This is a genomic window from Pectinatus frisingensis, from assembly GCF_014076555.1.
Taxonomy (GTDB): domain Bacteria; phylum Bacillota; class Negativicutes; order Selenomonadales; family Selenomonadaceae; genus Pectinatus; species Pectinatus frisingensis.
Map to the genome: position 1 here is coordinate 2,280,348 of NZ_CP045424.1, position 24,053 is coordinate 2,304,400.

General features: G+C 38.8%; 25 protein-coding genes and 1 pseudogene. 25 read left to right on the forward strand and 1 reads right to left on the reverse strand.

The features are described 5' to 3' along the window. The first annotated feature begins 12 nt into the window (after positions 1-12). From F8M42_RS10740 to F8M42_RS10785, 10 genes are read left to right on the forward strand one after another with little or no spacing between them, the layout of a single operon-like run. Positions 13-396, forward strand: a complete 384-nt coding sequence (locus F8M42_RS10740; protein ID WP_182186629.1) for a hypothetical protein — start codon at positions 13-15, stop codon at positions 394-396. Continuing rightward, positions 383-1,363 (forward strand): ATPase, T2SS/T4P/T4SS family, encoded by a 981-nt coding sequence (locus F8M42_RS10745; RefSeq protein WP_182186630.1) that lies wholly within the window; start codon positions 383-385, stop codon positions 1,361-1,363. Before F8M42_RS10740 ends, F8M42_RS10745 begins: the two co-directional genes overlap by 14 nt. Positions 1,364-1,377: 14 nt before the next feature. Continuing rightward, positions 1,378-1,764: a TrbC/VirB2 family protein gene (locus F8M42_RS10750; protein ID WP_182186632.1), complete on the forward strand. Its 387-nt coding sequence runs from the start codon at positions 1,378-1,380 to the stop codon at positions 1,762-1,764. Further along, complete coding sequence (locus tag F8M42_RS10755) at positions 1,761-2,030, forward strand: VirB3 family type IV secretion system protein (RefSeq protein ID WP_182186634.1); 270 nt, start codon at positions 1,761-1,763, stop codon at positions 2,028-2,030. The genes F8M42_RS10750 and F8M42_RS10755 overlap by 4 nt, the downstream gene beginning before the upstream one ends. Before the next feature lie 12 nt (positions 2,031-2,042). Further along, positions 2,043-4,532, forward strand: coding sequence for a VirB4 family type IV secretion/conjugal transfer ATPase (locus F8M42_RS10760; protein ID WP_229711338.1), 2,490 nt, complete (start codon positions 2,043-2,045; stop codon positions 4,530-4,532). 45 nt (positions 4,533-4,577) lie between these two features. Further along, the gene (locus F8M42_RS10765) at positions 4,578-5,363 is read left to right on the forward strand and encodes a type IV secretion system protein (RefSeq protein ID WP_182186636.1); all 786 of its coding nucleotides are present in this window, start codon (positions 4,578-4,580) and stop codon (positions 5,361-5,363) included. Between the two features lie 4 nt (positions 5,364-5,367). Beyond that, the gene (gene trbL, locus F8M42_RS10770; RefSeq protein ID WP_182186638.1) at positions 5,368-6,489 is read left to right on the forward strand and encodes a P-type conjugative transfer protein TrbL; all 1,122 of its coding nucleotides are present in this window, start codon (positions 5,368-5,370) and stop codon (positions 6,487-6,489) included. Positions 6,490-6,498: 9 nt separating this feature from the next. Continuing rightward, the gene (locus F8M42_RS10775) at positions 6,499-8,307 is read left to right on the forward strand and encodes a transglycosylase SLT domain-containing protein (protein WP_182186640.1); all 1,809 of its coding nucleotides are present in this window, start codon (positions 6,499-6,501) and stop codon (positions 8,305-8,307) included. Beyond that, positions 8,294-8,836, forward strand: a complete 543-nt coding sequence (locus F8M42_RS10780) for a S26 family signal peptidase (protein WP_182186642.1) — start codon at positions 8,294-8,296, stop codon at positions 8,834-8,836. The genes F8M42_RS10775 and F8M42_RS10780 overlap by 14 nt, the downstream gene beginning before the upstream one ends. Continuing rightward, positions 8,823-9,563 (forward strand): hypothetical protein, encoded by a 741-nt coding sequence (locus tag F8M42_RS10785; protein ID WP_182186644.1) that lies wholly within the window; start codon positions 8,823-8,825, stop codon positions 9,561-9,563. The genes F8M42_RS10780 and F8M42_RS10785 overlap by 14 nt, the downstream gene beginning before the upstream one ends. A gap of 40 nt (positions 9,564-9,603) precedes the next feature. On the opposite strand, the gene F8M42_RS10790 is transcribed toward F8M42_RS10785, so the two are convergent. Beyond that, complete coding sequence (locus F8M42_RS10790; RefSeq protein ID WP_182186646.1) at positions 9,604-10,182, reverse strand: helix-turn-helix domain-containing protein; 579 nt, start codon at positions 10,180-10,182, stop codon at positions 9,604-9,606. A 77-nt stretch (positions 10,183-10,259) separates the two neighbouring features. Here F8M42_RS10790 and F8M42_RS10795 point away from each other — a divergent pair, with 77 nt between their 5' ends. The 15 genes and pseudogenes from F8M42_RS10795 (at position 10,260) to F8M42_RS10865 (ending at position 24,028) form a co-directional block, all read left to right on the forward strand. Then, complete coding sequence (locus tag F8M42_RS10795) at positions 10,260-12,410, forward strand: DNA topoisomerase 3 (RefSeq protein ID WP_229711339.1); 2,151 nt, start codon at positions 10,260-10,262, stop codon at positions 12,408-12,410. 12 nt (positions 12,411-12,422) lie between these two features. Next, entirely contained in the window at positions 12,423-12,896 is a 474-nt protein-coding gene (locus F8M42_RS10800; RefSeq protein WP_182186650.1) for a hypothetical protein, read from the forward strand. Positions 12,897-13,057: 161 nt separating this feature from the next. Further along, a pseudogene (locus F8M42_RS10805) lies at positions 13,058-13,365 on the forward strand (Tn3 family transposase); the annotation flags it as partial. A gap of 163 nt (positions 13,366-13,528) precedes the next feature. Further along, positions 13,529-14,116, forward strand: a complete 588-nt coding sequence (locus F8M42_RS10810) for a TetR/AcrR family transcriptional regulator (RefSeq protein ID WP_182186653.1) — start codon at positions 13,529-13,531, stop codon at positions 14,114-14,116. 290 nt (positions 14,117-14,406) lie between these two features. Further along, complete coding sequence (locus F8M42_RS10815) at positions 14,407-15,399, forward strand: HlyD family secretion protein (RefSeq protein WP_182186655.1); 993 nt, start codon at positions 14,407-14,409, stop codon at positions 15,397-15,399. A 4-nt stretch (positions 15,400-15,403) separates the two neighbouring features. Continuing rightward, positions 15,404-16,345, forward strand: coding sequence for an ABC transporter ATP-binding protein (locus F8M42_RS10820; protein WP_182186657.1), 942 nt, complete (start codon positions 15,404-15,406; stop codon positions 16,343-16,345). Continuing rightward, the gene (locus tag F8M42_RS10825; protein WP_048514471.1) at positions 16,335-17,306 is read left to right on the forward strand and encodes an ABC transporter ATP-binding protein; all 972 of its coding nucleotides are present in this window, start codon (positions 16,335-16,337) and stop codon (positions 17,304-17,306) included. Before F8M42_RS10820 ends, F8M42_RS10825 begins: the two co-directional genes overlap by 11 nt. Next, the gene (locus F8M42_RS10830; protein WP_182186658.1) at positions 17,303-18,436 is read left to right on the forward strand and encodes an ABC transporter permease; all 1,134 of its coding nucleotides are present in this window, start codon (positions 17,303-17,305) and stop codon (positions 18,434-18,436) included. Before F8M42_RS10825 ends, F8M42_RS10830 begins: the two co-directional genes overlap by 4 nt. 3 nt (positions 18,437-18,439) lie before the next feature. Beyond that, a complete protein-coding gene (locus tag F8M42_RS10835) occupies positions 18,440-19,564 on the forward strand; it encodes an ABC transporter permease (RefSeq protein WP_182186660.1) in 1,125 nt (374 codons plus the stop codon). A 37-nt stretch (positions 19,565-19,601) separates the two neighbouring features. Next, positions 19,602-20,915, forward strand: a complete 1,314-nt coding sequence (locus tag F8M42_RS10840; RefSeq protein ID WP_182186661.1) for a TolC family protein — start codon at positions 19,602-19,604, stop codon at positions 20,913-20,915. 108 nt (positions 20,916-21,023) lie between these two features. Continuing rightward, positions 21,024-21,644, forward strand: coding sequence for a class I SAM-dependent methyltransferase (locus tag F8M42_RS10845; RefSeq protein ID WP_182186663.1), 621 nt, complete (start codon positions 21,024-21,026; stop codon positions 21,642-21,644). A gap of 30 nt (positions 21,645-21,674) precedes the next feature. Further along, positions 21,675-22,391, forward strand: a complete 717-nt coding sequence (locus tag F8M42_RS10850) for a Crp/Fnr family transcriptional regulator (RefSeq protein WP_182186665.1) — start codon at positions 21,675-21,677, stop codon at positions 22,389-22,391. A 174-nt stretch (positions 22,392-22,565) separates the two neighbouring features. Beyond that, positions 22,566-23,180 (forward strand): DUF6448 family protein, encoded by a 615-nt coding sequence (locus F8M42_RS10855; protein WP_182186667.1) that lies wholly within the window; start codon positions 22,566-22,568, stop codon positions 23,178-23,180. A gap of 66 nt (positions 23,181-23,246) precedes the next feature. Further along, positions 23,247-23,582 carry a cupin domain-containing protein gene (locus tag F8M42_RS10860; RefSeq protein ID WP_182186668.1) on the forward strand — a complete coding sequence of 112 codons (336 nt, stop codon included), beginning with the start codon at positions 23,247-23,249 and terminating at the stop codon, positions 23,580-23,582. 38 nt (positions 23,583-23,620) lie between these two features. Continuing rightward, complete coding sequence (locus tag F8M42_RS10865; protein ID WP_182186670.1) at positions 23,621-24,028, forward strand: hemerythrin domain-containing protein; 408 nt, start codon at positions 23,621-23,623, stop codon at positions 24,026-24,028. Positions 24,029-24,053: the final 25 nt, after the last annotated feature.

The following is a 24,053-nucleotide window of genomic DNA, read 5'->3' on the forward strand; positions in this document are numbered from 1 at the left end:
AGGAAGTGAACCATGGCAGGAACAAAAACCCTTCATCGTTTAGAGAAAAAGTTCAATTTTCTGCAGCAAAAGCAAGAGCAGACGATGGCAAAAATTCGGCAGGAGATGAAGCGGACCAAAAAGGAGATTGAGGCACAGCGGCTGGATTTTATTGCACAGACCATCAAAAAAACAGGCTTTCCAATAGATAAGACTGTTCTTTTAATTGGCGCTGTTTTAGATGCCAAGGAAAAAATTGAAGGCACGGAAAGCACCTCTATCATTAATCGCTATATTGAACTCTATAATGATTTTGCGACAAAGCATGGGATTCAAGAGTTTGAGGAACCCGAAGAAGAAAACACAGAGGTTATAGATGAACAGAATACGGAAGTGAATAGTTATGGTGGAGAATAAAAATCTAGATGTCATGCTAGGCGCTGCTGTGGTGGATCTGATGAAGCGGCCTGACATTACGGAAATTTATAATAATGATGATGGTTTTATCCGCTATCAGTCAAACGAAGAGGGGAAAGTAAAGTCTAATATCTTTTTGGAACCGGAAAAGATTCAGGCCATTATTGAACTGGTTGCGGGGCAGGTCGGGAAAATTGTCAATGAAGATATTCCCTCGATTTCAGCAGAAATTGCAGGCTATGGGGCCCGCTTTCAAGGTGAAATTCCGCCAATCGTGCGCAATCCACAGATGAACATCCGGAAAAAGGCCATGAAAATCTTTTATCTGGAAGACTATGTTGTAAACAAGGTGCTGTGCCAAAGCTATAAAATTTATATTGAAAAAGCCATTGCCGCAAGAAAAAATATCCTGATTGTTGGCGGTACAGGAACCGGAAAGACAACCTTTCTTAATGCCATCTTAGCAGCCATTGCTCAAATATCCCCGTATCATCGGATTATTAGTCTAGAAGATTTGCCAGAGCTGCAATGCCCAGGCGATGACTATAGCCCGATGTTTACCAAACAAGATACTGGGCAAGGCGGGATTAAATACAACATGACGCGATTATTAGCCGATTGCATGCGTCGCTCCCCAGACCGAATTGTTGTCGGAGAGGTTCGTGATGGAGCGGCCTATACCATGCTTAAAGCTTGGAATACCGGGCATGAAGGTGGTGTTTGTACCGTTCATGCCAATGGTGCCGAAGAAGGACTGACGCGCATCAAGTCATTAGCGCAAGAAGATTCGGAGGCGGCAGGAGACATAAAAGAGCTCATTGGGGAAGCCATTGACGTGGTGATTTTTATTAGTCATGTGGAACTTGGCGATGGTAAGAAAAGCCGGGTAGTCCAAGACATCATTGAAGTTAAGTCATATGACAGTTTGAAAGATCAATATATTTTGCATCATGTAGAGAAGAATTGAGGAGGCGATTTCCTATGAATCTAAAGAAAAATTGTTTGTTTGAAAAAATCAGGAACAAAACATTGGAAAAGTCGATAGCTGCTACGTTATTTTTGAGCAGCCTATCTACTAAGGCTTTTGCCAGTACAGTCAGTGGTGATCGTGTCGAAGGCATTACCTGGCCGTGGATGAAGTTTTTCAATTCATTGGCTGACCAGTTGACAGGGCCACTACCGATGACACTAGGAGCCATGGGGATTGCTGGGGCTGCTATCGCGCTCTTTTCTGGTCATGCCGGTGGCGGCACACAGAAGTTTATTGTGCTCATTTTGGCTGTTTCTATTTGTCTCTTTGCACCAAACTTTATGACTTATCTGCAGACTTCGGCGGGAGGGCTTACTATCGCAGGAGTTACGCCATGAGTCAAAAAGAAGAATTGCCCGAAGGGTATGAAATTTCCATTCATCGCTCTTTGGTAAAACCGTTGTATTGGATGGGAGTGCCACGAAATTTATTTATTGCAGAAATCTTGTTTGCGGTATTAGGCGGGATCTTCATGAAAACATGGACCGTACTTTTTGTGGCAGTAGCAGCCCATTATTTATTCCGCCATTTAGGGCAGCAGGACCCGCAGTTCCATCAGGTGTTTTGGCAGGGAAGAAGTCATAAGTCTTATTATTATCGCTAAAGGAGGTGAGGCGTGTTGTTGTTCTTTTTAAAGAAAAAACTCACAGCAAAATTTTCACAGCAAGTCGGCGTTTTTCATGAAAAAGCACGGCTACCCTATCTTTTGCCTTGGGCCTTTGTGGATGAGAAAACAGGAATCGTTCATGGGAAAGATCATTCCATGATGGCCGTTTATGAATTTCGTGGGCCGGATATGGATAGCTCTACACCGCTAGAGCTCATGCAGTATAACGCTGCTGTAAATAATGTTATTAAAACTTTGCCAACAGGCTATGTCTTATATTTTGAGGCCCAGCGTCATCTTGCCAGTAAGTACAAGGCAGCAAAAATCGATATTCCCATTGTGCAAAAAATGGAGGACGAAAGAGCCGGTTATTATGCCGGTCAGAAGCACTTTGAGACGAGTTATTACTTCATTGTCTACTGTGAACCACCGCAACTTTTAAAGTCGCGCATTACCGATGCTTTTATTGCTGATGCCAAAAACAAAGGCCAGAATAACGCCGATATGCGGGTGTATTGCGAAACGGTTGAAAAGTTTATCAGTAATGTGAATCTTATCGGGAATATGCTGCAGAATTGGTTCCCTGATATTAAGCCACTCGATGCGTCTGGAGCACTCAGTTATTTGCACTCTAATATTTCAGATAAACGGTTCCCTGTGAAAGTGAATCATGATAAATACGTTACAGATTATATCTGTGATACGGATGTGCTTGGCGGTCGGGAAATGAAGCTCGGAGAAAAACACATCAAGCTTGTTACCATCTTAGATTTTCCGCCAATGTCTACACCAGGTGTTTTTGATGTATTCAACAACATGGATATTGAATATCGCTGGGTATCTCGTTATATTTGCTTATCCAAAATGGATGCTATGGAAGAACTGAAGAATTTTTTGATGCGTTGGAACCAGCAGATTAAGAGCTTTTGGACGCAGGTTCGAGAGGCTGTTTTAAAGGAAAAACTCAATGATGCCATTGATGAGACGGCGGTCATGAACAAAGATGATGTCAGTGTTGCCATGCAGGAACTTGGACAAGATGCTGTAAGTTACGGTTATTACACCATGACGATGATGGTTTCTGATTCTAACAAAGATCGTTGTACAGATAAAGCAAACAGAATACTAGAAGCTGTAAATTCTCTAGGCTATTGCGGATATATCGAAACAGACAATAGCATGGAAGCATGGTGGGGCTCGATTCCGGGCTGCTACCGGGCGAATATCCGCCGTCCCATCGTCAACAGCTTAAATTTTTGTCACCTTGCCCCGGTCACATCGATATGGCCTGGAGACAGAAGGAATGAATATTTAAAGGGGCCTGTGCTGCTCTATACGGACACGAACGGCTTTACACCGTTTCGGTTATCTCTTCATGTAGGTGATGTAGGGCACACGATGATTTGCGGACCTTCCGGGAGCGGGAAGTCCGTATTACTGAATACTTTGGAAGCACATTTTTTGAAATATCCGGATAGCAATGTGTTTATTTTTGATAAAGCAGCTTCGAGTCGGGCGCTAACACTGGCCGTTGGTGGCAATTTCTATAACATTGCTGCAGAAGGTGCAGGCGAGTTATCTTTTCAGCCATTAGCACGAATCGATGATGAGCAGGAAATCAAATGGGCGAAAGAGTGGATTTTAGCGTATTTAAAGCAAAAAAATATAGAAATTACTCCGGCCAAAGATAATTTTGTGTGGAAAGCACTTCGCTCACTAAAAGAATTTCCAGAGGAGCAGAGATCGATTTCTACGTTTTGTGAAATGGTACAAGATCAAGAAATTCGACAGGCCTTGATTCCACTTACCATGAAAGGCAGCTATGGCAAGCTATTTGATAATACCAAGGATGTTTCAGGCAAAGGGCGTTGGCAGGTGTATGAAATGGAAACACTCATGAGTACGCCAGCAATAGTGCCAGCGGCGCTGGATTATCTATTTCATCGCATTGAATCACGCTTAAAGGATGCAGTTGGTCCTTCGTTGATCTTGCTTGACGAGTGTTGGCTTTTTTTTGACAATGAAGCCTTTAAACAAAAGCTTCGTGAGTACTTCAAGGATATGCGGAAAAAGAATACGTCAATTATTTTTGCAACGCAAAATCTTTCGGATTTAGCCAATAAGCCAGAACTTTTAAATACGGTAATGGATAACTGCCCGAATCGTATTTATCTGGCGAATAAGAATGCTCGAACTGCGCAAAATCGGGAACTTTATAAGATTTTTGATTGTAATGATAAGCAAATCGATATTATTGCCAGCATGACACCGAAACAAGATTATTACTATTCCTCAGAAAAAGGAAACCGTATTTTTCGGCTGGCGCTGCAGCCTGCGGAAATTCCATTTGTTACGGCCACCGCGAAGCAGGATCAACAGGCAATGAATCGGATTTTAGCAGAGGATGGCCGAGAAAACTTTATTCAAAAATGGTTTGAGTATAAAGGGTATGCAGAAGAATGGCAGGATTACAAGAAACGTTATTTGCGAAATGCTTAAAAGGTGTCCATAATGGACACCTTGCGAAGGAGAGGCGAAATTCAGATGGTGGATGTTCGTAAAAGCTTTATGACAGGACTTGTCGGGACTTTTTTGCTGGCATTACCCATGACGGCACAAGCGTCTATTCCGGTCATTGATACGGAGAATATTCTGCAGCAGATTAAAACCTATACAGAGACGCTTCAGGTCGTGACAAATACAGCCCAGCAAATTACCCTGCAATTAAAAGAGCTGGAGGCATTGCCGGAAACCGTTTTAGATAGTTATAAAGATGCTTTGAATAGCAGCGTGGCCTCTATCAATACAGCCATGAAAAAGTCTGGATTTTTTACGGAGACTGCTGCATGGAATCAATATTGGCAAAATACATTTCCTAAAATCGCAGTAGATGCCTATGCGCAAACTTCTTTGGCTGAGCAAAATGTGAAAACGACTTTGCAAGAAGTTTTATCCATGCGAAATCGGGATGACGTAACAGCGTACCATCAGCTCATGACGGAGCTGGATGTATCTAAAAAGCGCCTGTCGGGTCTTTTGGAGCAAAATAAAGCGCCAACAGGCAGCAAACAGGTGCAGCAACTTGCCAACGAAATTGCGGCAGAAAAAGCACATATAGATAGTATTCATACAACACTTCAAGCATTAACGGCACAAAATCAGGTGATGAAAAATCAGGCGGAGGTGCTAGAAAAGCAGAATCATCAAGCCGTTGTAAATGCTGCGATACAAGCAGAAGATGCAGCACTTACAAAAATGAAACAGGAAGTAACGAAAACCGTACCTGCACTTGATGATCCATGGCAAACGTATGGCAATGTAAGGTGGTGAATGCATGGATTTTTCAAGCAGTGACTTTTTGACGGAATTACTGAAGTTTTTTGAGCTGCACAGCATTACGGGTTTTTTAGCTTTGCAGCCCTATGCATGGCAGCTCGTTTCTGTTTTAGCCGTGATTGATATTTGTACAACATGGACGCTCTATAGCGCGGAGCTTCGGATGTCTGCTGTGATTAGCCGGGTGATGAAGGTAGGATTTTTTCTTTTCCTCATTTTGCAATGGGATAAAATCAATTCAGCTATCTTAGTTTCCTTCCAGTATGCCGGATTAACGGCTGCCGGAGTGACACCTTCAGGGGATTGGATGGCACCGAGTAAAGTGTTAGAACAAGGTTTTGAGGTTGTTGGCGGTCTATTAAAAGCGTTTAACGAGACAAGCATTATGAGTAATGGTGGGCTTGGAAAATGCTTTATGTACTTACTGTCTACGGTCATTACATTAGGCGCTTTCTTTTTTATTACATTGCAGATTCTGCTAACAAAGATTGAGTTCAACGTATTTGCTTCTATTGGCGTGATTTTATTGCCTTTTGGAGCCATTCGCTATACGTCCTTTTTGTTTCAACGGGTCGTATCTGCCGTTTTCAGCTTTGGCATAAAACTGATGGTGATGTATTTCCTGTTGGGATTATTTAATTCGCTGGCCGGGGATGTAAAAGCAATTCCGGCAACGGAATCGTTTGCAACGATGCTGCGAATGTCCTTATCTTATGCCGCTATGGCCTTTCTTACTTGGCAGCTTCCAAATCTGGCAGCTAGTATGATGAATGGACAACCTTCCATGGATGCAGGAGCCGCGATTAGCGGAGCAAGATCCCTTGGAACAACAGTCGTTGCTGGTGCGAGTGGTGGTGTAACAAAAGCTGCTTCTACCTATGGCAATGCAAGAGCAACCATGAATGCAGCTCGAAGCAGTCAGGCAGATCATGGTGGATCACTTTCTGGTAATTTTGCGAAAACCATGATGCGGCAAAAATTTGCCAACAGCACAATTGGCAGATCCTTAATGCGTGGTGCAAATAATGCTATTAACCATCATGAAGATTATAAAAACCTTCGGTCGGGCAGAGCCTTTGAAGAAGCACAGAGAAACCGCAATGACTATGGCAATAAGTAGGGTATGCTTATGAAGATAAAACAGATTTGTGTGCTGATAGGCTTTTTTCTATTACTAAGCATGTCTTCTGTTTTTGCTGCAGCGCCGTTTAGTGGAGGTGAAGTAACGGCTCCTTTTGGAGAAGAAAACCATATGGGACATACGCATAAAGGTCTGGATGTTGGTACTTCGTCTGGAACATCTATCCTGGCACCGTTTAATGGTACGGTCGAACATGGCGCAGGCAATGGTTTTATTTATTGGGTGCTTATTACCGGAGAAAATGGAGAATCGCTTCTTTTTGGAGATTGCAATCCGGATACCTTGATTTGTCCGGATGGAAACATATCGGAAGGTACTGTCATTGGTTACACCGGTGGAGATGCCTATGATGGAGATCTTGGGACATCGACCGGAGCACATTGTCATATAGAATACTGGCCGTCCGGTTATTATACGGGACCCGTGATTGATCCCTATTCCAGACTGATAGCGCTGGGCGTTAATCTTAGCGGTGATGGAAGTGTAAATCCAGGTGCCGGACAACGGGGAAGCGACAATATTTCGCTGCCTTGGGGTGTAGAAGCCATGTATCAGCTGGGCGATTCTTTAAATCAACTAATGGAACAAATGGTGAAGGCTTTATCCAAAGGGTATAGCGGTCTGCAGACAGCAGGACTGGCTCTGTTATTTGTTTTGGCGGTCATTGATTTGACGCTGCCGATACTTGTTGCTGGGCTTGAAACCTCTCTAAATCAGGTGATTACGAAAACTTTCAAATATGGTTTTTTGTTCTTGATCTTCACCAATTGGCAGAACATCGTCAACAATTTTTTCTTGAGCTTTGTAAGTTCGGTGTCGGGAACTTTTATCCAAGATCCAACGGTGATTGCCGACAATGTGTCACAGCCACAGCTTTTAATGCAAAAATGTGTGTATATGGTTACGCCGGGACTTAATAAAATTGCATCGTTTGGTTCAATGGATTTTGTCCGGAACTTTGGAACGATCCTGCCGATTTATCTTATTACCTTTTTGACCATGGGCGTATTTTTCTTCTTGTCCTGTTACATCATGCTTGTATATATCGAATTTTATCTTTCTGCTTCCGTGGCGCTTTGCACGGGACCCTTTGCAGCTTTAGGTTTTACAAAATTTGTGGCGGAAGGAAGTTTTGGACATCTGGTATCTACAACCATAAAACTCATGATTTTGTCTGTAATGGTTGGGCTTTGCGTTTTTTGCATCAAGGATGCCAAGCCGCAGGATCTTTTTACCATGAAAACACCGGCAATCACACAGACGGGATCAGGTAGTGTTTCCGGACCGGCAGATTTAGTGAGCATAGCTACAGGAAAAGCGCAAAAATATAACATTCCCGTTACGCTTTTCTTGGCACAGATTCAGGCAGAAAGCAGCTGGAATCCGCAGGCGGTTAGTGAGGTTGGTGCCGAAGGTCTAGGTCAGCTCATGCCTTCTACCGCTGCTGGGCTTGGTTGTGATGATCCCTTTAATCCGGAACAGAATTTAGAAGCTTCAGCAAAATATATGCAGGGACTCTATGAGCAGTTTGGCGATTGGAACTATGCCTTAGCAGCCTATAACGGCGGCCCGAATAGTCTTTCAAAGAATGAACCACTTCCCGGATGGGCGCAGGATTATGTGAATCAAGTCAATCGGAACTTATCAGGAACCTATACTGTAAATAACGGAATTACGGCAGAAGCCATGTCAAAATATGTGCTGCTCTGCTTATCCTTAATCGGTTTAGCGATATTAACCTTCCGAGTGCCGAAGTCCATTATGAATGCCTTGGGAGGTCGTTATGAACTTTCTTAAAGGTGGGCAGAAAAAACTTAAGATTTTCGTGGTATGTACGTTTTTGGTGATTGGATTTCTGGCCTTGGCAAGTATGTTTGCCGGAAAACTATTTTATATCAATATTACGGATTCTGCGCCAAGGGGAGTTTATCTAGTTTCTTTTAATCAGAATTTGCACTATGGCGATTATGTCATTGTATCGCTACCGGTAGATGTGCCAAAGCTTCATGTAGAAAAAGGTTTTTTGCTGTTAAAGCAGGTTAGGGGATTTCCGGATGATGAATATGCGGTTTTTAATGATTCTTTAGAAATTAAAGGGAAAGAGTATAAGATTTTTCATCAGGAAGGCTTACCAGAATTAGCAGTTGGAGAGCGGAAAGTGCCAGAAGACGAAATGCTATTGTTAAACGATGTGGAGCTGTCCTTTGATTCCCGGTATTTGGGCCCGATTCCCAAAACTTTGATTGTAAAGAAAGTAAATCTGGTGCTGCCCTATGAACCATTTACTTGTTTTATAAAGAAGGTGATACCAAATGAAAATTCGTAAAACCGCTGTTGTTGTTTTCACTTTGGCAGTACTTAGTGGATCTTCTATGATTGCACAGGCATGGTGGGGAGATTTGATCTATCCAGGAGCTCACGTCTTTGATGCCAAGCGCTTTGGCGACAGTGTAAAGGAAACAGAGCAGGCGATTGTTGCGGTGCAGAACACGTTGGAAAATCTCAATAACAGAATCTTGATGATTACGGGTCTGAATTCTGACTTGCAAAGTGTTTTCAAGGTTGTGCAGGGAGTTGGCGATATGCCAACAGGAAAAAGTGCAGCAGAGCTGGGTGCAGCTTTTCGGGAGATCAAAGAAAAAGCGGACAATAATGAAGCGTATGAAATTCTTCTCTATACCAGCTTGGAAAATGCGAATCAGAATGCGGCCAATGCTGCACAAAAAGCTTTTGAAAATCAGCAGCTTAGAAAAAATGCACAGGAAGAGGTTTTACAAACAAAAACAGATGGTATTTTAGGTGAAGAGCAAAAAAGGAATGCGACAGAAGTTTTGGGGGCTTTAGAGAGTATTGATCAAGCAGAAGTCAAGGGTTCGGAATTTATGAAGCAAGTGACTATGCAAGAAGCTGAATTTACGGCCAATCGCATAGAGAGAGAAAAAGCCAGAGCTGGGGAATTTTATGGTTATGATCCCTATCATCCAAACGAATATGATATGCAAAAACGGGTCGTGCAGACGAAAAGCCTTGGTTTTATGCAGTATGGAGAATGAAAAAGAGCAGGGCGTTTGCCCTGCTCTAAAGGTATACATTCTAATTTCCTTTGGTAAATGATGAGACAAAGAGCTCTAAACATTGACGGCAAAGTTTGAGCTTATCATGGGAAAGGGCATTTAAGAGCTTGTTGATGCGTGTCCGTTCCCAATCTGCTGCGGTATCTTCCAAGACTTGTTTTGGCGAAGTTGGCTGATTGTTTTCTCCATAGAGTAACCATTCAAGGGAAAACCCCATTTTACCAAGCTTTTGGATGACTTCTGCAGAAGGGATTGTGCCGTGTTCAATCGAGGAAAGGGCTGATTGACTGATAGATAAATCTTTAGCGAATTCTTCTTGTGACTTGTCATAATACACACGAATGACTTTGATACGCTGCGCTAAGGTATCTGCCTCTATATCTACTGAAGCATCCTTGGCAGGGGTTTTTCCAGCAAGATAATCCGTTGTCACATCAAAGATTTCCGCGACTTTTTCAAGAAGCTCTGGTGTTGGCTCATCCTTGCCGGTTTCATATAAAGAAATTTGTACTTGGCTTGTATTTAAAAGATCAGCCAGCTCGCCTTGCGTCATTTTACCTTTTCGTATTTCTTTCAGCCGTTTTGCAAAGTCAATCAACCAAATCACCTACTTATATATTTACCGTAAAACAAATAATATATTATATATTTTATCACAATAAAAATAAAAAGGAAGTGTTTCTTTTGAGTAAAGTTACGTATATAGCAGAAAAACCGGATATAGGAAAGGCTTTGGCGGCCTATTTGTGGCCGGATGGAAATTGTCACAAAGAAAAAGGGGTTATTCAGCAAGGGGATACCACAGTGACCTGGGCATTTGGGCATATTCTGGGGCTTGCTTCACCGGAAGAATATGGTGAAGAATATAAGGTTTGGGCCAACTACCCGGTAGTTCCGAAAGTCTGGAAATTGAAACCGGCAGCGGCTGCCGTTGCACAACTAGCCGTGATAAAAAAGATTTTAATGGAAACGGATGTTGTTGTTCATGCGGGAGATCCGGATCGTGAGGGCCAATTGCTCATTGATGAAATCCTTAATTATTTGCAGTTTAAGGGGAAAGTACAGCGGATTCTTATTAATGCCAAGGATGACGAAAGTTTGAAACGAGCTTTTGCACAGATTACAGATAATAAAAGATATGAAAATATGTATTATGCTGGATTGGGGAGAGAACAGTCGGATTGGCTGATTGGAATGAATCTTACACGTGCCTATACCGTAAATGCGAGAAAATATGGTTATGAAAATACCTTTCGCATTGGTCGAGTAAAGGTGCCAACTCTGGCGCTGGTTGTTAACCGGGAAAAAGAGATCAAAGGATTCAAGCCAACAAAATACTATGAACTCAAAGGGATCTTCGAAAAAGATGGTATTCCGTTTAATGCAGTTTTGAAACCAGCAGAAAATTTGCCATTGGATGAAGAAAAACGTATCAAAGACAAAAATATTTTGCAGGCTATTAAGCTAAAAATCGAAAAAGCAGAGGTTATTGTCAGGGATGTACAGGGAAAGGATGCGGTGCAGCATCCGCCATTGCCGTATTCCTTGGATACATTGCAGGTAGAGGTGAATAAGAAATATGGCTTTTCGCCTAAAGAAGTATTGGCTACGGTTCAGGAATTGTACGAAAAGAAATATGTATCTTACCCGCGCAGTGATTGTAACTATATTCCGGTATCGCAAAAAGAGGATGCTGCAAGAATTTTGCCTATACTTGCAGCGATTGGGATTGCTGGAGCAGATGCTACTGATATAGAGATTACGAGTAAGGCTTTCAACGATCAGAAAATAATGGCGCATCATGCCATTATTCCCACGGGCATTCAGCCGGGAAAACTAACGGAAACTGAGCAAAAAATCTATGTACTTATAGCAAAACGGTATGTACTGCAGTTCTTTCCTCCCCATGAATATAAAAAAATTATGTTCAATTTGGCTGTTGCCGATGAAATCTTTACAAGTAGCGGAAAAGTCGTCTTACAGCAGGGGTATAAGGTGTATGAAGCGGAAGATCCAGAGATGGAAACAGCGGAATCTAACGTGAAACTTCCGTCGCTTGCTGTAGGTGACAAAATAGAAAAAGCAAATTATTCCATTGCTGATAAAGTGACAACTCCGCCAAAACGTTTTACGGAAGGTACTCTTTTGGCAGCTATGGCAAATATTTGGAGATTCGTCGATGCAGAAAATCCTAACAGGGAAAAACTGAAAGAGGTTAAAGGAATTGGTACTCCGGCAACGCGGGATACGATTATTGCGGAACTGCAGTCAGACACGATGAATGGTAAGCCAGTGGGGCCGTGTATGACGAAAATAAAACAAGAACTGGTACCTACAGAATTCGGTACCAGTCTGATAGAAAATGTGGATCAGTCGCTTACACTGCCGGATGCAACGGCGAAAATGGAGTATGCCTTGGCAGAAATTGCGGCAGGGAGAAAGAGCCTGTCTGAATATATGGATGAAATGATTACGATGGTGCACCAGAACATTCAGTTTGCCGAAAATCGGGAATTTCCGCTGCCGAAGGGCAAAGCATTTGAAACGTGTTCAATCTGTAATAAAGGGAAACTCCTCCGGCGCTATTCGCCAAAAGTAAAAAAATACTTTTATATCTGCAACAATGCGGATTGTGTTTCACTAATAACTGGCAGGAAGATTTTTTATGAGGATGACCATGGAAAGCCTGTTGTTGTTAAATGTCCGGACTGTGGAACAATACTTGTCCGTATCTTGAAAAATGGGTCGTTCTGGCTCTGTAGCAAATGTGACAAGACTTTTAATGATAAAGCTGGGAAACCGGATTTATCTATGAAGAATAAATAAAAAGAGGCAATTATGGATGAGAAAATGGATGAATCGTTAGAAGATGAATATGTGGCACAGCAGGAAATCGAGCCTCAGGAGCAGTCTGCAGAAGTAGACTGGGAGGAAGAGAATAGGCAAGAGCTAGAGAAATCTGTATCGGTTTTATTGGTGGATATCAGCGAAACTTTACGTTTTTTGAGCGAGCAGGTAATACGCCTGGATGAGGCAACGAAAAACCTGCCGAAAATGATAGATACCTTAACCGCAACAACTGCAACGGTGCAGTGCATTGCCAGTGAACTGCCGACTATGGTTCGTGAGCAATGCTTGGAAGAATATAAAAAGATTCTCGATAATGCTGTGAAGAACTACAAGCAGATGCAGAAAGCTACAGATAAATGGCAGAAGTCCGTAGAGCAAGAACACGCTGGGAGATTTAGACTGATTACTATTTCTGCAATTGTAACGCCGGTTTTGTTGTTTCTAAATATGATTTTTAAATAGTTTAACTGGAGCTGATCGCGGGTTTTGAAACTACGACCTGCTATTCTCTGTCAAGAAAAAGTATATAAATCATATTATTTTGATGTATTCTGTGGTAGTAGGAATGGGGCTGTCTCAATAACAAATTGATACGCTCCTCTTTTTCTGTCCCCAAAGTACAAGATGAGGGCGAAGTAAGGAAGGCACTGGCCCGCGTGGTATTCTTTAATAGATTGGGTGAAATGCGTGACCGCAGTTTTGGGAATCAGCGTTATCATGCCAACGGTTTTAATCTAGTAACAGTAGCCATTGTTCTTTGGAACACCGTCTATTTGGATTGAGCTATCCAAGCACTAAAAGGGATGGTCAATTAATTGATAAAAATTTATTACAACACACTTATCATAGTTAGGATGGGAATATAAATTTGACTGGTGATTATGTCTGGCAACCTTTGTACAGTTTTAACATTTTATATTTCGTTGCGTGATGTGCCCCCTCATAGTGCGCTAGATGTTATTTTGGCTAGCGTACGAATTAGGAAAGGTGAGCCATCGAAATAGTCCAATGTATTAGAAGAAATATAAGATTGACGAAAAAAAATAAAAATGCTAAACTGAAAGTGAAGTATAATTCACAATGTGAGGGATATTATGACCAAGAAGAAAACAACGGAAGTGCGGAGAGATGAAATTATTAGTGCTTCTTTACGACTTATCGAAAAAAACGGATTAGATAACTTAAGTGTTGCCGATATCGCTGCTGAAATAAATCTTGTTCCGTCAGCCATTTATCGTCATTTTGGAGGTAAAGAGGAAATTATCAACGTACTAATTGATTTTGTCGACAGATCATTACAAACTAATGCTGCAAGCGTAGCTGGAAGTTCTAACGACGCTGTGAGAAAACTTGAATCGCTGTATAAATTGCACACCGACTTCCTGAAAACACAGCCAGCTATTCCTAGAATTGTTTTTTCTTTGCTAGCTGCCAACAAGAATCCTACCTTGAAAAAGAGAATAATTTCAGTTATTACAGACTATGCATACCAAGTACAAAATATTTTAGCTAAAGGACAATGCAATGGTGATATCATTTCCACAATTGATCCTGCAGCAACAGCATTGTTGTTTATCGGTATGATGCAACCGCTCATTATTCTTAGTCAATCAGAGGATAGTTCAGTTGATATTCTTAAAAAGGAAATGTGGGCAGTATATGTGCGAGGAATACGAAACTAAATTTTTTGCAATTTAAGTGAATTATAATTCACAATGACTCTGCTAAAATAAATTGGATTGTTATGAATGATGCAGTTCTTAGCGAATTTTATTAATGGATGTATGTTAGAAGGCAGAGTGATTCAAAATGGACAAGGGTCTAAATTAAGATTTTAGAATAGGAAGTGTGATGATAGTGTATGACTGAGGGATAAACAAATAAATTTTTTTGCAACAAAAGTGAATTATGGTTCACTTTTGACTTGCTTAGGACCATTTGAATTACTAATAAAAAATTGGAGGAAAAAAATGTGGAAAAAAGAGTAAAGATACTTATTCCAGTTTTAATTATTGCTTTGGTGGCTGGTGGATATATGATGTACTTTAAAAAACAAATCGATCCAAATCAAATTAAGGTATCCGGTAACATTGAAACAACAACGGTAAACGTGGGTTTTAAGATATCTGGGCATGTAGATCAGCGATTGGTTGACGAAGGTGATTCTGTAAAAAAAAGGCAGTTAATAGCTAATCTTGAAACAAAGGATCTTCAACTCAATGTTGATAATGCTAATGCACAATTGCTGGCGGCACAGGCTACTCTTTCAGAATTAAGAAATGGATCTCGACGTCAAGACGTATCAGCAGCTCAGGCTGCAGTTCGTAGTGCCGAAGCGGATAAAAAAAATGCAGAAACCGAATATCAACGCATGCAGCAATTGTTTATTGATAGTGCGGTATCTGCACAAGACAGAGACCGAAGCCTGACTACGTATAAAACGGCAAGTGCACATGCAGATCAAGCCGCTCAACAGTTAAGTGTAATTGAAGAAGGGCCACGGTACGAAGAAATAGAATTAGCCTCAGCTAAAGTTGAACAAGCTAAAAAGCAATTTGAATTAGCAAAAACACAATTAGCATATGCACAAATTATGACACCGATCGATGGATTTGTATTATCAAAAAATATTGAACCTGGTGAATATGTTTCAGCGGGAACTCCAATTGTAACTATCGGAGATCTTGATCATGTATGGCTAAAAGCTTATATACCAGAAAACGATCTTGGCAGAGTTAAACTTGGACAAAAAGTATCAATAACTACTGATACATATCCCAATAAAAACTATAACGGCTATATAAGTTTTATTTCATCAGAAGCCGAGTTTACGCCCAAAAATATTCAGACGTCAGAAGAACGAGTGAAATTGGTTTATCGTATCAAGATTACGATTGAAAATACTGCACATGAATTGAAACCAGGAATGCCTGCCGATGCAGTGATTAATTTGGAAGGAGAATAGTGCTATGGATACCATTGTAACGACTGGGTTGACTCGGAATTTTGGCGATAATATTGCGGTAAATAATATATCTATCTCAGTTAAAGAAGGAGAAGTATTTGGTTTAGTGGGACCAGATGGTGCGGGAAAAACGACAGTGATGAGACTTCTTGCGGGTTTGATGGCTCCAACTTATGGTGATGCATGGGTATATGGTTGTAATACTATAAAAGATTCAGAACAACTAAAAGATTACATCAGCTATATGCCCCAACGTTTCGGTTTATATTTAGATCTAACTGTGCAAGAAAATATCGATTTTTATGCTGATCTTTATAATGTGTCACGAAAAAAGAGAAAGGAAAAGATTGCTGAACTTTTGGCATTTAGTAATATGACGCCGTTTCGTGACCGTCAAGCAAAAAATCTATCTGGGGGTATGAAACAGAAATTAGCACTTGCTTGTGCTTTAGTACATACTCCAAAAGTTTTGCTACTTGATGAGCCTACCAACGGTGTAGATCCTTTGTCGCGACGAGACTTCTGGCGAATTTTGTATCAATTGCTTGAAGAAAAAGTTACTATTTTCGTTTCCACTGCGTATCTTGATGAGGCAGAAAGGTGTAGCAAGATTGGCTTATTGCATCAAGGAAAGATGATAATCTCAGGAACTCCAGATGAAATTAAAAGCCAGATACCGGGGATCCTGATTGGAATCCGTTGTAAAAAGTCGAGAGAAGTTATTATGAATTTAAAAAAAGAATTGTCTCCATTATCGGCAAGCTTATTTGGAGACAAAATTCATGTAGTGTTACCTGGGGAATCAACACAGATATTACAGATAGTTAAGCAATTATTGACTGATATGGGGGTAAATGCGGAAACAGAGATTATCAATCCATCATTGGAAGATATTTTTATTTCAATGATAGCGTCTGATACGGGAGGGGTTTCTAATGTCAGCTAATATAGAAACAATTGAGTATGCAGTAATTGTCGAAAATTTAGAGAAACGATTTGGTGATTTTCAAGCTGTCAATAAAGTCTCTTTTAAGGTTAGAAAAGGAGAAATTTTTGGTTTTCTTGGACCAAATGGAGCAGGAAAATCGACTACTATTAGAATGCTATGTGGTATCATTATCCCCACATCTGGCAAAGCAAATGTAATTGGTTTTGATGTATTTAAAGAAACAGAAAAGATCAAAAATCATATTGGGTATATGTCGCAGAAATTCTCTCTTTATGAAGATCTTACAGTAGAAGAAAATATTGATTTCTATAGCGGAATATATCAAATTCCTGCCAAAGAAAAGCGGGAACGTAAGGAATGGGTAATTAAAATGGCTGGACTTGATAACCATCGGAACAGCCTGACAGCTATTCTTCCTGGAGGATGGCGGCAAAGACTAGCACTTGGTTGTGCTTTATTGCATAGACCACCAGTTATTTTTCTTGATGAACCAACCTCAGGCGTTGATCCAATATCTCGTCGTAGTTTTTGGGATTTAATTTATCAACTCGCATCCGAAGGGGTAACAGTGTTTGTAACAACTCACTATATGGATGAAGCTGAATATTGCGATCGATTGGCGATGATTTATCGAGGCGAACTGGTGGCACTTGGTACGCCAAACGAGTTAAGCCAGAAGTATATGAGCGAAGATATATTGAATTTAGAGTGTTCTGATCCGTTTGCAATGCTGAAAGTAATAAATAAAATTCCGGAAATTGAGGAAGCCGCTTTATTTGGACGAGGATTACACCTTTCTGTGATCAATGCACAAACGAAAATTTCAGCTATTATAGCGGCATTAAAGGAGCAAAAGGTTGAGTATATTGGGTTGAAAAAAATTAATCCTTCGCTGGAAGATGTATTTGTGTCGATAATTGAAGCTCGCGATAGAGAGGAGCAAGGAGGGGTTAAATGAATATTCATCGTGTAATTGCAATCATGAGGAAAGAATTTATTCATATCATTCGTGATAGGCGTAGCTTAGGAATGGCAATTGCTATGCCTATTTTGTTAATATTCCTCTTTGGGTCATCATTGAGCTTGGATGTAGATAATGTTCCATTCGTAATATGGGATCAAAACAGTACCAGTAATAGCCGTGAACTAATTAACCGATTTACGGCTTCACATTATTTTGGTTTAACTGGATATGTCTCTTCTTATGAAGAAATTGAGCAAGCGATTGATAAACGGGATGCAATTTTGGCACTTGTAATCCCTTATGATTTTAGTCGTAAATTGGAAAGTGGTCAGACTGTAGATATTCAACTGATTGTGGATGGTAGTGACTCTAATACAGCGACAATTTCTATGGGATATGCTCAGACGGTAGTAGATAATTATAATAGTGCGTTGTTAATTAAAACGGCGTATCAACAGGGAAAGAAAACGGTAAATGTTCCACTAGAAGCTAAACCACGAGTGTGGTTTAACCAAAATATGTTAGCTAAAAACTATATTATTCCAGGACTCATTGCGGTAATTATGATGGTTATTGCTGCGTTATTAACTTCCCTTACAATTGCTCGTGAATGGGAGAATGGGACAATGGAACAATTGATTACAACACCATTAAAACCTATGGAACTACTTGTAGGGAAATTAGCGCCTTACTTTGCTATCGGGATGTTGGATATTTTGCTAGCAGTTCTAATGGGGCAGTTTTTATTTAATGTTCCTTTACGAGGAAACCCAATGCTTATTTTTGGCTCAGGGGCAATATTCCTCGTTGGGTCGCTTACAATGGGGATGCTAATCAGTATAGTAACGCGGTCCCAGCTTCTTGCTAGCCAATTGGCTATGGTATTGACTTTTCTCCCATCATTTTTGTTATCAGGGTTTATGTATACTATTTCTAATATGCCAACAGTAATTCAGGGAATAACGTATTTAGTTCCAGCCCGTTATTTTGTGACGATATTAAAGAATATTTATTTGAAGGGTGTCGGTATATCAATTTTAATCTCTGAGGCAGGAATTTTACTCTTTTTTGCGGTCATCCTTGTTATCGTTGCGAATATTAAACTTAGAAAAAGGTTGGTATGAATCATGGTTTTTGAACGTTTACGACAAATGATAAAAAAAGAATTTATCCAAGTTTTTCGGAATCCTAAAATGAAGGCGATTATCTTGGTTATGCCACTAATTCAAAGCATGGTTTTTGGTTATGCAGTAACTACAGATGTTAAAGAAGTGGACATAGCAATATATGACCAAGCGGAAACACCAGAAAGTCGAGATTTAGTTGATAGATTTATTCATTCTGGATATTTTTCAGTCAAAGAAATAATAAAGAATGAACGTGAAATAAATGAGCTGATTGATAATGGAAAAGTTGCAACTGTAGTTCGTATTCCGCCTGACTTTAGTGGTGCAGTCAAAAGTGACGCAATTGCACCGGTTCAGATTATTGTCGATGGTACTGACTCTAATACCGCAAGTGTTGTTTTGAATTATGCCAGCAGCATTATAAAGAACAATGCTATAGAATTGTTGCAAAAACAAACTGGGGGAATTGGGAAAAAAACAGGAGAGGTAAATCTTCAGACACGAGCATGGTTTAATGAAAATCTTGTTAGTCGAGATTTTTACGTACCTGGAGTTATTGCTATTATTGTAATGCTGGTCACGCTTCTATTGACAAGTATGTCCGTGGTAAGAGAAAAGGAAATAGGCACTATGGAGCAAATTGTTGTGACCCCTATTACATCTGCCGAATTTATTTTAGGAAAGACTATGCCATCAATTTTTATAGGCTTTTTAAATATGATTTTTGTTGCTTTAATTAGCGTCTTTTGGTTTGATATACCAGTTCGAGGAAATATTTTTACATTATTTGTAGCAAATGCCTTTTTTTTAATGACTACAATTGGTATTGGACTGGTGATATCTACTATATCAGATACACAACAACAAGCAATGATGTCGACATTCTTCTTTTACTTTCCGGCAGTACTTTTATCCGGTTTTATGTTTCCTATTGCTAATATGCCAGATATTGTTCAATTTTTAACCTATTTTAATCCGCTTCGTTATTTTTTGGTAATAATCAGGGGGATATTTTTAAAAGGTGTGGGGGTAGTAATATTATGGCCGCAAATTTTGGCGCTATTTATTTTGGGGAATTTGGTATTAGCGCTGGCCGTCAAAAGATTTCGTAAGACTATTGCTTAGTTATATAAGTCTCAAAATAGTAGGAGGAGTATACATCGTGATATTCTATCAAAAATTTTTTGTGATAATTCTAGTAGGTATAGTTATGTTATTTTCTTTTAATGATACAGTATTGGCGGCATCAAACGAATTATCTCTTGATGATTGTATTTTCCTAGCTTTAAAAAACAATCAAGTTGTTAAAATTGCTACCTTTGATAGACAAACTTCATTAGCTGCGTTAAATCAGGAGGAATCTGGCAAAGGATTTACAGTTACTTTTACGCATAATGACAAGCGTTACGATACTTACAATTTGCATCAACTATATGTAAATGGCATAAAGGAATATGAATGGGATAATAAAGATGACAATCTTATTACGGTTTCTTTACCTATTTATACAGGGAATAAATTAGAGAACCAGATTGATGAAGCTAAGCTTAATCTTAAAATTTCTGATTTAAATCTTGAAACTGTTCGGCAGCAGTTAAAACAGAATGCTATTTCTAGCTATTTCAATGTTTTGCAATATCGTAACAATTTAGCGGTAAATCAATTGAGTGTGGATAATTATGAAAAACATTTGAAAGAGGTGCAACTTAGGTTCGAGCAAGGAACGGTGGCTAAATATGATGTTTTAGCAAGTCAAGTTTCATTGGCAAATGCTCAAAATAATCTTAGTAAAGCCAAAAATAGCTATAAATTTGCAATTGCTACATTAAATAACGTTATCGGATTTCCACTTAATAATGAGATGATATTAAAAGATGATTTGGAATATGAACCATATTCGCAGACATTGGAAGATTGTGAACAATATGCTATGGATCATCGACCAGAAATAGTGCAACATGAGACTAAAATTGCTATTGCTCATGATGATTTGGATATTGCCCAAAGTGGATATAGACCGTCTGTTAATTTTGTAGCGACGCAAAACTGGTACTATAGTAGTGCATTGCCAGGTTCTGATAACAGTAATTGGTCGGTTGGGCTAACAGCTTCTTTTAATTTATTTGATTCCGGTGTGACTAAAGCGAAAGTCGATCAAGCAAAATATGCGATAGGTGCAGCTGAAGAACAGTATTCTAAAGAACGTGACGATGTTTTATTGGAGGTTCATCAATACTATTTAAATTTACGAGAAGCGGAAACACGAATTGAAACAAGTAAAGTAACTGTAGAGCAAGCGGAAGAAAGTCTAAGAGTAGCCAATACTCGTTATGAGGCTGGAGTGGGAACTAATCTTGATGTTCTTGACGCAGTATTAGCATTTACTACAGCTAAAACAAATTATATTCAAGCCTTATACGACTATAACATTAATAAGTCACAGTTAGATAGGGCTATTGGAATGGCAGTAAAGTAAAATATCGTTTAATAAGCTTTTGTTTAAAAGAAATACATAATATGTCAAATGGAAATGCGAACTTGGCTGCATTATAAATTGATATATATCATAGGGGAGTGAGTGATTGTGGATATAGAAAATAGAAAAATTGCTGATAGGTATAATCAATTATCCAATAGGTACGACATGATTGATTGCTTCATTCCTCTGCGTTGGCGTCGTCTAGCGGTAAGCTTTTCTTATGGTCGTGTTTTGGAAGTTGGTGTAGGAACAGGACTTAACTTTCCTTACTATTGTAAGCAGTGTACTGAAATACTCGGTACAGATATTAGTACTGGTATGCTTGAAAAGGCCAAAGAAAAAATTTCGCTATGCCCAGTTCCGCTTAGATTGGAATGTATGAATGTTCAGGATATTACTCTGGAATCAGCAAGTATCGATTCTGTTTTGGCTACTTTTGTTTTTTGTACGGTTCCTAATTATTTACAAGGACTTCGAGAATGCCATCGCATCCTAAAGCCTGGTGGAAAGTTGATTTTGTTAGAACATATGAGCAGCGATAATAAGTTGTTTTGTTCATTGATGAATTTAGTAAATCCTTTTGCACTAAAATTGATAAATGACAACATTAACCGTGACACAGCTAAGGCAGTGGTGAATTCTGGATTTGAGATAGAAAGAATGAATAACTTACTAGGGGATATTGTGAGATTAATTGTAGCCCGTAAAAATATTATGATTGGTTAATGTAAAATTTGCTAGAAGGGTTGATAGTAAATGCAGTTAAAAGACAAAAGAAATCATTGTGATCATCATTGTGATGTCAAAAAAAACAGGACATGTGTTTCCTTAGTACCAATTTTTAACCATTTGGACGAAAATCAAATGATTGAGATTTCAAAAATAATTCAATCTATCCAATATAGAAAAGGAGAATTTCTTTACCGTTCTGGAGAGCAATCAGATTCTTTATATATTGTGCGTAAAGGGCGAGTAAAAAATTATAGGATATCTGAAACAGGAAAGGAACAGATATTACGTATCTTGTATTCGGGTGACTTTACTGGAGAATTAGCTTTATTTAATGAAAGTAATCATGAGTCATATGCGGAAGCAATGGAAGAAACTCAAGTTTGTTCTATGAAGCGTGCTGATCTACATAGTTTGATTGAGAGATATCCGAACATTTCATTTAAGTTTTTTTCTGAGCTTTCACGGAGACTCGAATGGTTAGAAAAACAAATAACACGTTTTGCAGGTGACAAAATGGATACACGAATTGCACTTTTTTTAGCGGAATGTGTTGATGACAAAAATCAATCCAATGAGTTTGTGTTGCCCATGAGTAAAAAAGATTTAGCTTCGTATTTGGGAACGACGCCGGAAACAATTAGTCGAAAAATGCATGAATTTGAAACTGCAGGATTTATTAAGCAAAATATACTCCAAAAAAAAATTGTGATATTAGATAGGAAGGGATTACTTGAAATCTGACAAATGAAGATTTCTTTTAGAATTTATATTTGGGAATAATTTTAATCAAACAGATCAAATTCTTGATTTATATCAAGGAAGTTATGATTAAACTAAATTATAATTAGAAAAAGGAAAAAATACTTTACAAACTATTGAAGATTTGTAAAGCAAAATTGTCAGGAGGAATAAAGGATGAAGACAGATGTTATGAAATTTTTTATGAAAAAATCATTATTGGGAGTTGTTGCTGCAGTAGGAATTATGCTTATAGCGCCGTTATCAGCCAGTGCTCATTGTGATACCATGGATGGTCCTACAGTAAAAGATGGAAGAAAAGCAATGGAAACAAATAATATAAATTATGCAATGAAATGGGTACAACCTAAATATGAGAAAGAAATAGAACAAATATTTGAACTTAGCATGAAAGTAAAAGATTTAAGTCCAGATGCAAAAGAGCTTGCTGAAAAGTACTTTTTTGAAAATTTGGTTAGGTTACATAGAACCGGAGAAAATGCACCTTTCGATGGATTGAAAGCATCAGGAACGCCTATTGATGAAAAATTATTAGCAGCAGATAAAAGCATTGACGTTGGAAATTTATCTCCTTTAAAAAATATGATAGAAAAAGAAAAGATGCCAGAACTAAAAGAAAGATTTAAAAAAGTAATGGCTTTAAAGAATTTTGATGTAGATAATCTTGAGGCTGGAAGAGAATATATCGAAGCATATGTGAAATTTTTCAAATTTGCTGAAGGCGAGGATGAAGTAGATCATCATGGTATGGAAAATGTTCATAAAAATTAAGTGTGTTCTTAAATGAATTTTTATTAGGCGTAAGGTGCATATGTTTTCGGAGGAGAAGAAGAAAAAATGGAGAGAAATCATATTAAAAATATTGAACTTTGTAAGGCATTAGAATTAGCTAATTTAATTAAGTATCAAGAAGGCCAAGTTGTTAGCACTACATTGGTTCAAAATAATGTAGTGAGTATTACCTTATTTGCTATTGCAAAAAAAGAAGGAATTAGTACACATATGGCAGCAGGTGATGCTTTGGTTTATATTCTTGATGGAGTGGCAGAAATTACGATTGGAGAAAAAATGCAAAAAGTGGAGAAAGGTCAAGTTATTGTGATGCCTGCAAATATTCCACATAGTTTGGTTGCAGTAGATAAGTTCAAAATGTTACTTACTGTCGTTAAATAATAATGTGAAATTGGAATTAATTTAAAGGAGAAAACACCATGGATATTAACAATCTTTTAAGGCAACATGATGAAGTTTTTGAGTTAATTACAAAAATTAATAGATATCAAAATCAAGAACAAGTGAAAGAAAATAGTTTTGAAATCTCTAAATCGCTTGCGCAGTTATCCGGAATTCTTAAAATACATCTAGGTTCAGAAGATAAATATGTTTATCCGGTGCTGATTAAGCATCAAGATGTCAAGATCAGAAAAATTGCAGAGAGTTTTTCCCAGGAAATGGGGGAGTTAGCTAAAGTATTTGATGCATATAAAATCAAATATTTAGGTGCATATAAAATTGCCGAAAATGCTGAAACTTTTTTGGATGAAACAAAAGTGGTTTTTTTTGCTCTTAAGGAAAGGATAAAAAAAGAAGATATATCTCTGTACCCTTTATTAAAGTAATTTTTAAAAATTTTAGTGCTCGAAT